Raw genomic sequence first — 11410 nt, 5'->3', positions numbered from 1 at the left:
CGAGCAGGTGTGACAGCGATTCTCATGGCATTTCCCACAGGACGGGACGCGTCCTTCGCCGCTCCCGTACGCGGCCATCGAGGACGGCGGACATGCGGGTGGCGACTCTACCGGGCCGCACCCGCCGCGGGATCGGGAAACGGTCCCGACCCGCGTGGGGCCGGGCCTAGTCGGCAGCGCCGAACTTGTACGTAACCCCCAGGTAGTACTGGCGCCCGGCGTATTCGAGCTCGTTCAGCCGCGCGGCCGTGTCGTCTCCGAGGTACGAGCGGGGCATGGAACGGGTCAGGTTGATGACCGACGCGGTGAGCATCAGATGCTTGTTGAACTCGTAATCACCGTTCAGATCGATCTGATGGTAGGGCCGCGTATAGATCGGCAATCCAGCCGACAGCCCCTGCATGGTCCGCCCGATCCAGTTGCTGCTGGCGCGCAGCAGCAGCCCGTCCTTTTCGTAGAACAGCGACACGTTCGCCGCGTACTTGGCGCTGCCGATCAGCTCCGACTTGCCCACCTGCGTATCGCCGAGCGAGACCGGGGTTTCGTTGGTCTTGTTGAGCGTGTAGTTGGCGATGTAGCCGAAGCCCGAGTGGTAGGTGTGCTGCGTGTAGAGCTCCACGCCCTTGGAAGTGCCCGAGCGACCGTTGGCGTTGGTGCTGTACTGCAGGAAGCTCTCTTCGGTGCCGCCGACGTTGACCGTGATGTTGTTGACGGTGACCGGCACGACGAAGTTCTTGACCTTCTTCTGGAACAGGTCCAGGCCGACCACCGACTCGGGCGCGTAGTACCACTCGCCGGCCAGGTCGAACTGGGTGGCCGTGAACGGCTTGAGGTCCGGATTGGCGCCGCTGCCGTACCAGCCCGGCGGGGGCGCGCCGAACTGCTTGCGGTCGTTGTAGTACGCCTGGGTGTCGTTGGTCAGGCTGCCGAGCTGGGCCAGGTCGGTGTAGTTGGCGCGGGCCATCGCCTGCGAGCCGGCGGCGCGCAGCACGAAGTCGTCGGCGAAGGTCCAGGCCACGTTGAAGCTGGGCAGCAGTTTGTTGTAGCGCTTGCTGGTGGACGCGTTCGAGGAGCTCTCGATCACCGACTGCTCGCGCGGCAGGTACTGGAAATCACCCGGCGCGCACGGCCCGCCACCGGCGTTAACGCCGCTGGCCGGGCAGATCAGGATGTTGCCCGCCGCATCGTGGTAGTACACCGCGTTGTTGGTGGTGATCTGGTCGGCGACGGTGATGTCCTGCTGCGTGCTGACAAAGCGCAGGCCGACGTTGCCGCGCAGCGAGCCGGTGTCGAAGTTGGCCTGCACGTAGGCCGCCGAGATCTTCTCGTCGATGGACGAGGTGTCCTGCGGGCGGTTGTAGATCGTCCGGTCGTAGGTCGCGTTGAGGTAGTTGTAGTAGGCCGGGAAATTGATCGCCGGGAAGACGCTGTCGTGGTAGGCCTCGTTGTTGCCGTCGAGCATGCTCGGCAGGAGGAAGCCCGCGGGCAGCTGGCCGGCGGTCGGATCGCAGGTCTGGAACTGCAGCGTGGTGCCCTTGCAGTACCAGCGCACCTCGTTGCTCTGCTGCTCGGCGTGGTTCTTACGGTACTTGACGCCGAACTGCAGCGATTGCATCCAGCTGTCGTCGAAGGCCCAGGTGAAATCGGCCTGGGCGAAGTTCTGCGAGGTGTCGGTGTTGACCATGTTGGAGCCGGTCGAGCCGAGGTCCACCTGTCCCGCGCCCGCTAGCATGTTCTTCAGCACGTCCGGCGAGGCGGTGATGGTCGGCCGGCCGTTGATCGTCCACGCGGCGCCGTTGCTGCCGTCCACCCACTGGCCGTTGACGAAGTTGCGCGGCTTGGCCGCCATGCCCAGCTCGATCGACGGGCCGCCGGTCGCCCAGGTGCGGCCGACGTTGAACGATCCGCTCAGGTTTCCCCCGTTGTCCCATTCCCCTTGCAGGTTGATGGTCTGCGAGGTGGCCTTCTCGACCGAGTAGTTGCCGTTGAGCCATGGAATCTCGGTGGAGCAGACGTCGACCGCCTGGCGTTGCGCGCCGGTGCTGGGGTTGGTCGTCGCGTTGCAGCCCTGGCCTGCGGGCGGGAGCACGTAATTGGCGCCGGTGACGACGGTGCCCGACGGATCGAAGGTCAGGCCGCCGGGGGCGAGCAGCCGGCCCTGTTGGTTACTGAAATTGCTATCGTTGGGCAGACCCCACTCGGGGATCTCCAGCGTGTTGGTGATCTGCGATTGCTCGCGCTGGAAGCGGAAGTAGTTGCCGGTCAGCAGCAGATGATCGGTCGGCTTGAACTGCAGGGTGGCCTGGGCGCCCTTGGTCTTGAGGTCGAGCTGATTGCGGCTGGTGGAGAACTGCTGCGGCATCCAGTAGCCCGAATACTGTTTGCCGGCCTGGTCGACCACGCCGTTGCCCCACAGGTCGATGTTCGAAGCGACGCTGCTGTCGTACGGCTGATCGTGCACGTTGACCGGCGGTTGGGCACACGTCGTGCTGTCGGAGCAGTTGTCCGCCCACCAGTGCCAGCTCGATGCGTTGGCTGTGTAGTCGACGTCGCGCCGCTTCTGGTACGTGCCGGCGAGCAGCACGCCGAAGGTCTCGTCCTTGTTCTTCCACGACCATAGCGCCGAAGCCTGCGGCGTGATCCTGCTGCTGTTGTCCGAGCCGGCTCCGTTCAGCGACACGAAGCCCTCGTTCGCCTTCATTTCGAGCGGGCGGCGCGTGCGCAGGTCCACGTTGCCGCCGATGCCGCCTTCGTCCAGGCGCGCCTCCAGGCTCTTGTAGAGCTTGATGTCCGAGAACATGTTGGCCGGCATCAGCGTGTAGTTGAACGAGCGCGTGAGGCCGGCCGAGGTATCGGCCGAGGCCACGTAGTTGCCGTTCAGTTCGGTCAGCGTCAGCTCCGGCGCAAGGCCGCGGATGCTGACTGTCTTGCCTTCGCCGGACTCGCGGGTGATCACCACGCCGGGTACGTGCGCCAGTGCGTCGGCGATGTTCTTGGCGGGGAACTGCGCGATGTTCTGCGCGTTGATGACCTCGACGATCGAATTGGAATCGCGCTTGTCCTGGATGTTCTGGTCGATGGACTGGCGATAGCCGCTGACGATGACGGTCTGCAGGGTGGTGGGATTGGTGGTATCCCCGGGACGTTTCTTGTCCGGCTTCTTCCGTGCGCCATCGGACGCCTGTGCCGGCGCTGGCGATGCGGGAGCGGCGCCAGGCCCGGTCGTTTGCGCAAAGGCCGTTGCCGGTATCGCCAGGCCTCCGGCGATCGACAAGGTGGCTAGCGCGAGCGCGGTATGCAAAGGCTTGCGGGTAAACACGTGCGGCAGGTAAGTCATTCGATTTTCCCCTAACGTGATGCGCCTTTCGAGAGCCGGCGCGGTGATCCCCCGTTTGATCACTGCCTGGATATGGATCGATCTAAATTTCTTGGTTTTCGTTCCCCTCTTCGATGGTCTGCTGTGGAGCCACGGGCCAGGTCTGTGTCGCGGCAGGCGGAAAACCGGAAGCGGTGCGCGCTGTGAAGGCCGGCGAACAGTTGTATTGCCGTTTGGATCGATCTAAGTTACTAGGACGAAAATAAAGCATCGAACGTCCGGGGCTGTCACGCTGCATCGCAAAAACGTTCAGACCCAGCCTCGGGAAGGATCGCGACCGCCGGGCGCCGATCAGCGGACTGTTGGGATGGCCGCCCACCCTTCCCCGCTTCCGGACCGCCATCGCGCGGTCTCGTATGAACCGACGCGCCCAGGCGCGCCGGAGCGCACATCCCGGCGACGGATGCCTATCCGCGCCGGCCTGCCGAACCGCCGACGAGGAGTTGCTCATGCCATCGTTTATGTGCCCAATTGCGCTGGGCTTGGCGCTTGCCTGTTCCGCCGTTGCCGCAAGCGCGGCGTCGGTCCCGTGGTGGAAGCACGCCGTGATCGAGGAGATCTACCCGCGCAGCTTCGGCGACAGCAATGGCGACGGCGTAGGCGACCTGAACGGCATCACGCAGCACCTGGACTACCTGCAGACGCTGGGCATCGACGCGATCTGGATCGCCCCGATGTATCCCTCGCCCCAGGTGGACTTCGGCTACGACATCGCCGACTACGAGCGGGTGGACCCGCAGTACGGCTCGCTGGCCGACTTCGATGCGCTGCTGCGTGCGGCCAAGAAGCACCACATCCGCATCATCCTGGACATGGTGCTCAACCACACCTCGGACAGGCACGCGTGGTTCGTCGAGTCGGCAAGTTCCCGCGACAACCCCAAGGCCGACTGGTACGTCTGGAATGACGGCGTTGCGGCAGGCGCACCAGGCGTCACCGCGTTCCAGAAGCGCTTCGAACACGACGGCAAGGTGCCGCCGAACAACTGGGAGTCGGTATTCGGCGGCTCCGCGTGGGAATGGGTGCCGGCGCGCAGGCAGTTCTACTACCACCGCTTCTACCGCCAGCAGCCCGACCTCAACTGGCGCAACCCGGCGGTCGAGCATGCGATGTTCGGTGCCATGCGATTCTGGCTGGACCGCGGCGTCGCCGGCTTCCGTCTCGATGCGATCTCCACGCTGTTCGAAGATCCGCAACTTCGCAACGACCCACAGCGCCCCGGCACCAACGCCCAGGGCGACCCCAACCTGAGCACCCGCTACAGCGACAACCTGCCCGAAGTGCACGACGTGATCCGTCGCATGCGCGCGATGGTGGACAAGTACCCGGGCGATCGCGTGCTGATCGGCGAGACCTACACCGCGGATGTCGCGGACCTGGACACTTGGTACGGCGGCAGCCGCCGGGACGAGTTGCAGTTGCCGATGAACATGCTGCCCGGCTTCGGCTGGCGGGCGAAGTTCGACGCCGGATGGTTCCGCAAGACGCTGGAGGGTGCGCAGACGGTGCCCGGCCAGCCGCTGATCGTCTTCGACAACCACGACAACCCGCGCTCGATCGACCGATTTGGCGACGGCCGCCATGATGTGCAGCGGGCGAAGGCGATTGCGACGCTGCTGTTGACCTCACGCGCCACGGCACTGACCTACTACGGCGCACCGTTGGGCATGACCACCGCAACCCCGGCGCGTAAGGAGGACGTGCGCGATCCGATCGGCATCACCGGCTGGCCAAAGGAGAAGGGGCGCGACGGCGAGCGCACGCCGATGCAATGGACGCCGGGACCGCAAGCGGGCTTTTCGACCAACCCGCGGACCTGGCTGCCGGTCAACCCCAACCACGTCACGGTCAACGTGCAGACCGAACTTGCCGAGCCCGGCTCGCTGCTCAACTGGTACCGCAAGTTGATCGCATTGCGCCGATCCAATCCCGCGTTGCGCGATGGCGACATGACCTTCCTGGATCGCACCGATCCCGATGTGCTGGTCTATCGGCGCGGCGGCGCCCACCCCGTCACCGTGCTGGTCAACTTCAGCGGCATGCCGCAGAAGGTGAAGACGGGCATCGTGCAGCGGGCGGTACGAACGCTGGCCGCCACCGATCCTGCGCTCGCCAATACAACGACGTTGGATGGCGCGACGCTGCCCGCCTACGCCACGTGGATCGTAACGCCGGCCAAGTAGCGGCGAGCATCGGGGGCCAATGCGTGGCCCCTATGCCCGGTGCCCCCATGCGGCCGGTTTTCGACCGCCCACTCTTGCGCATCCATGGCTCGATCTCCGCCTGAGGTTCTGGAGTCCGGTGTCTCGCGCCGCTCGCCCGGAATCGCGAACGAGAGGCGGCACGGGCACCGGCCGGCACGGGGACCGGGACCGGGGAGATCGAGCGCCGCGTGCGCGCTGGCGGTCCGCCGCTTCGATCCCTATCCTGCGAGCGCCGCTTTTCCACCCGCGAGGAACCGGTCATGACGCCGCTCGACAAACCACTGAAGCGCGAGCTGACCATCGGGGATGTCGCCTATACGCTGGTGCTCGATCCGGACGGCCTGAAGCTGACGGAGAAAGGCCACCGGCGCGGCGTCGAGCTCCGATGGCAGGATCTGGTCAGCGGAGATGCGGCCCTGGCCACGGCACTGCAGGCTTCGCTCCGGGCGAACTAGCTGTTCGCCCCCCGGGCATGCCGACGACGCGCAAGCGAGCGGGTGGAATCCCGGGCGGCAACTAGCCGTGGGCGCGGCTAACCCGCCCCTTTCGCGCGCTTGGCGTCGGCTTCGCGGATGGCGTTCGCCATTGCGAGGCTGGCGTCGTCTCCCAGACTCTGCAACGCGGCCAGCACCCCCTCGCGATCGGCCCCGGTGCGGTTCTGGCTCAGCTTCCACTTCCCTTCCAGGCGTTCGATCGGCAGGCGCAGGCCGATGATGACCTTGAGGTTCTGATCGATGTACTCGGCAGGAACCTCGTCCAGGCGCCAGGGTTCAGCCATGGTCCGCTCGTGACGATCGCTCAGCTCGCGCAGGTGCCGGCGCAGCGCGGCCGGGTTGTCGAAGGTTTCCAGGGTGCCGTGGGCGTGGACGGCGATGTAGTTCCAGGTGGGGACTTCCCTGCCGTGGGTCTGCCTGCCGGGATACCAGCCGGCGGAAATGTAGGCGTGCGGGCCCAGGAAGATCGCCAGCGATGTCGCACCACCGCCGACGGCGTGGGTGTTGGCGCGGGCGATGTGGCCATAGAGCGTGCCGTATGGACCCTCGTCCGGCGCCAGCAGCAAGGGGACGTGGCTGACCTGCAGGCCGCTGGCGGTGGTGCTGACCAGGCTGGCGAAGGCGATGGCATCGATGGCCGCGTGCAGGATCGGGAGACGTGTTTCCTGGAACGCTGCAGGCGTATACATGGCGCGCTTCCGGGCTGGGTGCGATGGGATGGAACCTCGTCGGCGTCCGCGGAAATCAGCGGCCGAAGATGATTTCCTTGCCCTCGTGGTCGCGGTCCCAGCCGCGCAGTTCGTCGCGGATGTGGGCGATGCGCTGGCGGCCCAGCGCGTTGCGTTCCTCGTCCAGCACCTGGCCGTCGAGCAGTTCGGCAAGGCGCTGGGCGGTGGGCAGCATGGCGTCCCAGGCATCCAGCGCGGGGAGCGGGCCCGGCAAGGTCATGAAGAAGCTGAGGCCCGGCGTGCGCAGGGCATCGAGGCGCGTGAGGTCGAAGTTGCCGGGTTTGAGCATGTTGGCCACGCTGAAGATCGGGCCCTGTTCGCGCTTGCCGTCGAGCAGGCGGTGATAGATGCCCATGTCGCCGTATTCGAGGCCGGCCTTTTCGGCGGCGACGATCAGGTCGGCGCCGTTGAACTGCCCGCCGTCGCGGGCCATCACGAACAGCGTGACGATGCGTTCGACCGGCATCTGCGCCGGGCGCCGGCCGAGGTCGGAGCGCGGTGGCGCCTTCGGCGCGACAGCCGCCGCGGGCTGCGCGGCGGGCGCCGGCGCGACGGGTGCCGACGCGGGCGCAGCATCGGCCGGAGCGCGCAACGCGTCGATGATGGCGGCGGTCTGCCCCATCGGCTTGGACCGTGATGCCGGCGCCGTGCGATCGCCGGCCAGGGTGGCGCCGAGCTTTTCCAGCTCCTCGCGCAGGCCGATTTCGAGTTCGCCCTGTTGCGGCAGCGGATCCTCGCCATGCATGCGCGGCGAAGGATGGTCGTCCAGCAGCAGCCCGTCCGCATCGTCCTCGCCCAGCGTGGGCTCGCGGCGTTCGCCAGTGCCCTGGACAGCCGTCATGCGTCGCTTGCCCTGCTCCTTTTTCGGCTGGCCGAACAGCCAGAGGAGGGCAAGCACGACGGCGCCGACGATCGCCAGCGGCACGCCGACGGCAGGGTTCCAGGCAAAGGCGAGCACGGTCATCGATGGATCCTCACGCAGCTCCGGCCAGTTTAGCCGCTTCGGCCAGGTCCACCTGCACCAGGCGCGACACGCCGGGTTCGCGCATGGTCACGCCGCAGAGTTGGCTGGCCGCCTCCATGGTGGCCTTGTTGTGGCTGACGAAGATGAACTGCACTTTCTCGCTCATCTCGCGGACCATGTTGGAGAAGCGGCCGACGTTGGCCTCGTCCAGCGGCGCGTCCACCTCGTCGAGCAGGCAGAACGGCGCAGGGTTCAGGTTGAAGATGGCGAACACCAGCGACACCGCGGTGAGCGCCTTCTCGCCGCCGGAGAGCAGCGAGATGTTGGACGGCCGCTTGCCCGGCGGCCGCGCCATGATCGAGACGCCGGTGTTGAGCAAGTCGTCGCCGGTCAGCTCCAGGTAGGCGTGGCCGCCGCCGAACAGGCGCGGGAACAGCTCCTGCACGCCGGCGTTGACCTTGTCGAAGGTCTCCTTGAAGCGCTGGCGCGTCTCGCGGTCGATCTTCTTGATCGCGCCCTCCAGCGTTTCCATCGCGCTGTTGAGGTCCGCGAGCTGGTTGTCCAGATAGGTCTTGCGTTCGCTCTGTTCGGCGTGTTCCTGAATCGCGGCCAGGTTGACCGGCTCCAGCCGCACGATCTTCTGCCCCAGGTCGGAGAGCTGCGTGCGCCACTGGTTCGCGTCGGCCTCCGCGGGGAGCTCGGCGAGCAGCGGCTCGAGCTCCAGTCCGGAGGCGGCGATGGCCTCGGCGAGCTGGTCGGCGCGCATCTGCAGGGCCTGCGCGGCGAGGCGCTTCTCCGAGACGCTCTCGCGCAGCCTGGCCAGGCCCTGTTCGGCGAGGTGGCGCTGCTGCTCGAGCTTGCGGAATTCGATGTCGCAGTCTTCCAGCGCACGCCGCGCCTCGACCAGTTGCCTGTCCACCAACAGTCGCTGGTCGAGGTAGGTCTGGCGCTCGGCTTCCAGCTCGGCGATCGGGTCGGAGCCGGCGGCGAGCTGCTCGGCGATCTCGCCGCGACGGGCCTCGACCTGGCGCAGCTGGGTATCCAGGCGGGCGAGCGCCTGTTCCAGCGACGCCAGCGAGGAGCGCTTCGATTCCATCGACAGCGCCAGCGCGTGCGCCTGGTCGGCGGCCTCGCGGGCGTTCATGCGAGCTTCCTCGCGCGCCTCGAGCAGCGCGCGGCGCTCGTTTTCCAGCTCGCGGCGCTGGTCTTCCAGGTCGCCCATGTGGTTGACCGACTCGTCCAGGCGCGCGCGGGCCTCGCGGGTCTGCACCTGCAGCTCGTCCAACTGCTCGATCAGCGTGGACAGCTCGCCGGCCACCTTCTCGGCGCGGGCGCGGGCGGTTTCCACCTTGCCGCGATGGCTCTGCAACTGCCCGGCGAGTTCCGACTGGCGGCGATGGGCGTTGTAGAGCTCGCGTTGGGCGTCGTCGCGGGCGCGCTCGGTCTCGAACTTGGCGGTGCGCAGCTCGTCCAGGCGGACAGTGGATTCCTCTAGCTGCGCTTCCAGCGTCTCGATCTGCCCGGCCAGCAGGCGGATCTCGCGCTCGCGCGCCAGCACGCCGACCTGGTTGCCCTGGGCGCGGCGGACGCGCGCCCACTGCGGGGCCAGCCATTCGCCGTCGCGGGTGATGATGGATTGGCCATCGGCCAGCGAGCCGGCGCGGTTGCGCGCCTCCTCCAGCGTTTCGGCGGTGTGCACCTGTGCGAGCAGGCGCTGTGCCGCGGCCGGGCCGCGCACCTTGGCGGCCAGCGTGCCTTCGGCGCCCTGCCCGCCTGCGGCCGAAGCCAGCAGTGCGAGGTCGGCGTGGCCGAGCGCGCCGAAGTCGCCGGCGAGGGCCAGCGGGTCGTCGACCAGCACGCCGTCGAGCAGGCCGGCCAGCACGGTTTCCACGGCCGATTCCCAGCCGGCGTCGACCTGCAGCGATTCGCCCAGGCGGCGGGCCTTGTCCAGTCCCAGGCCAGCCAGCCAGCCGCTGGCGGCGCTTTCTTCCTGGCCCAGCGCGGCATGCTGCAAGGCTTCCAGCGACGACAGGCGGCCACGCGCGCTCTGCAGCTGCTGGCGCGCCTCGTTGAGCGAGGACTGCACCTGGCGTTCCTCGTCCAGCACCTTCTCGTGGGCGAGCTTGTGCTGGTCAAGCAGGCTGCCCAGCGATTCCACGCGTTCGCGCTGGGTGTCGTGCTCGACGTGCAGCTGCTTGGCAGCGGCGTCGAGCGCGGCCACGTCGGTGGCCTTCTGCTCGGCCTCAAGCGCCTCGCGGCGACGGGACAGATCGATCGCCTGGCGATCGAGGTAATTGAGCTTGGTGCGCTCCACTTCCGCGGCGCGGCTGGATTCGCCGGCGGTGCGCGTGTAGGCGTCCCAGCGCTGCTGCCAGTCGGCGAGCTTGGATTCGGTGCTGCGCGCGGCTTCGGCGGTGTCGTCCTGCATCTGCTGCAGGGCTTCGAGTTTGGGCTCGCCCTCGGCCAGCGCCAGGCGCAGCGTTTCGACCTGTTCGCGGTCGTTGGCGATGTGCGCGGACAGCTCGCCGAACTCGCGCTCGGCCTCGCCCTGGGCGCGCTGCAGGCGCTCGGCGGTTTCCTTGTTGAAGCGCACCTGCTGTTCGACACGCGCGATCTCGGCGCCGACCTTGTAGACCTCCGCCTGCACCTCGTTGAGGTGCTCGCTGGCGCCGGTGTGGCGCTCGCGCACGGATTCGAGCTGCGCCTCGATCTGGCGCTGGCCGGCGAGCTGCTTCTCGATCTCGATCTCGGCGGCGGACAGGCCCTCGCCCTCGCCCTCGTGCTGGCCCTTCAGCGCGCGGTATTCCAGCGCGCGAAGTTCGGCTTCCTTGCGGGTCTGCTCTTCCTTCAGCGCTTTCCAGCGCTCGGCGGCGCGGGCCTGGCGATTCAAGTGTTCGAGTTGCTTGTCCACCTCGTCGCGCACGTCCTTGACGCGGTCGAGGTTTTCGCGGGTGGATTTGATGCGGCTCTCGGTCTCCTTGCGGCGCTCCTTGTACTTGGAGATGCCGGCGGCCTCCTCCAGGTGCGTGCGCAGTTCCTCCGGGTGCGCCTCGATGATCTGGCTGATCATGCCCTGCTCGATGATCGAGTAGCTGCGCGGCCCCAGGCCGGTACCGAGAAAGATGTCGGTGATGTCGCGACGGCGGCAGCGCGCGCCGTTCAGGAAGTAGGACGACTGCCCGTCGCGCGTCACCTGGCGCTTGACCGAGATCTCCGCGTACTGCGCGTACTCGCCCTGCACGGTGCCGTCGGCGTTGTCGAAGATCAGCTCGACGGTGGCCTGCCCCACCGGCTTTCGGGCGTTGGAGCCGGAGAAGATCACGTCGGTGAGCGAGTCGCCGCGCAGGCGGCTGGCCGCGCTCTCGCCCATCACCCAGCGGATGGCATCGATGATGTTGGACTTGCCGCAGCCATTGGGCCCGACCACGCCGGTCATGTTGGTCGGCAGGTGCAGCGTGGTGGGGTCGACGAAGGACTTGAATCCGGCGAGTTTGATCGTGGTCAGGCGCATGCGGGCTCAACAGAATCGGCGGGCCCGCGATGGATCGGGCGACAGGTCACTGTGCCAAACGCCGGGCGTGGTCGCAATGCGAACCAGGCGTGACAACAAGCTGGAGGAAAATATCGCAAGTATATGAAATTGC

6 protein-coding genes are annotated in these 11410 nt (G+C 67.3%); 2 read left to right on the top strand and 4 right to left on the bottom strand.

Annotated features, from left to right (window positions below; genetic code table 11):
* Positions 1-166 precede the first annotated feature (166 nt).
* Positions 167-3337, bottom strand: a complete 3171-nt coding sequence (locus VGU65_RS06680) for a TonB-dependent receptor (RefSeq protein ID WP_327473995.1) — start codon at positions 3335-3337, stop codon at positions 167-169.
* Between the two features lie 584 nt (positions 3338-3921).
* Between VGU65_RS06680 and VGU65_RS06675 the strand changes: the two genes are divergently transcribed.
* The gene (locus tag VGU65_RS06675; protein ID WP_327473993.1) at positions 3922-5559 is read left to right on the top strand and encodes an alpha-glucosidase; all 1638 of its coding nucleotides are present in this window, start codon (positions 3922-3924) and stop codon (positions 5557-5559) included.
* A 281-nt stretch (positions 5560-5840) separates the two neighbouring features.
* Positions 5841-6035: a hypothetical protein gene (locus VGU65_RS06670; RefSeq protein ID WP_327473992.1), complete on the top strand. Its 195-nt coding sequence runs from the start codon at positions 5841-5843 to the stop codon at positions 6033-6035.
* Between the two features lie 77 nt (positions 6036-6112).
* Here the strand turns inward: VGU65_RS06670 and VGU65_RS06665 are convergent, their stop codons facing one another.
* The 3 genes from VGU65_RS06665 to smc are packed head-to-tail and all read right to left on the bottom strand — an operon-like array spanning position 6113 to position 11277.
* A complete protein-coding gene (locus tag VGU65_RS06665) occupies positions 6113-6763 on the bottom strand; it encodes an FMN-binding negative transcriptional regulator (protein WP_327473991.1) in 651 nt (216 codons plus the stop codon).
* Positions 6764-6818: 55 nt separating this feature from the next.
* Positions 6819-7766: a cell division protein ZipA gene (zipA, locus tag VGU65_RS06660; protein ID WP_327473989.1), complete on the bottom strand. Its 948-nt coding sequence runs from the start codon at positions 7764-7766 to the stop codon at positions 6819-6821.
* Between the two features lie 10 nt (positions 7767-7776).
* Positions 7777-11277: a chromosome segregation protein SMC gene (gene smc / locus VGU65_RS06655; protein ID WP_327473987.1), complete on the bottom strand. Its 3501-nt coding sequence runs from the start codon at positions 11275-11277 to the stop codon at positions 7777-7779.
* Positions 11278-11410 lie beyond the last annotated feature (133 nt).

It is taken from the genome of Frateuria sp. (assembly GCF_035943815.1).
Taxonomy (GTDB): domain Bacteria; phylum Pseudomonadota; class Gammaproteobacteria; order Xanthomonadales; family Rhodanobacteraceae; genus Frateuria_A.
The sequence above is the reverse complement of the archived record's forward strand: the minus strand, read 5'-3'. Positions and strand labels throughout refer to the sequence as shown.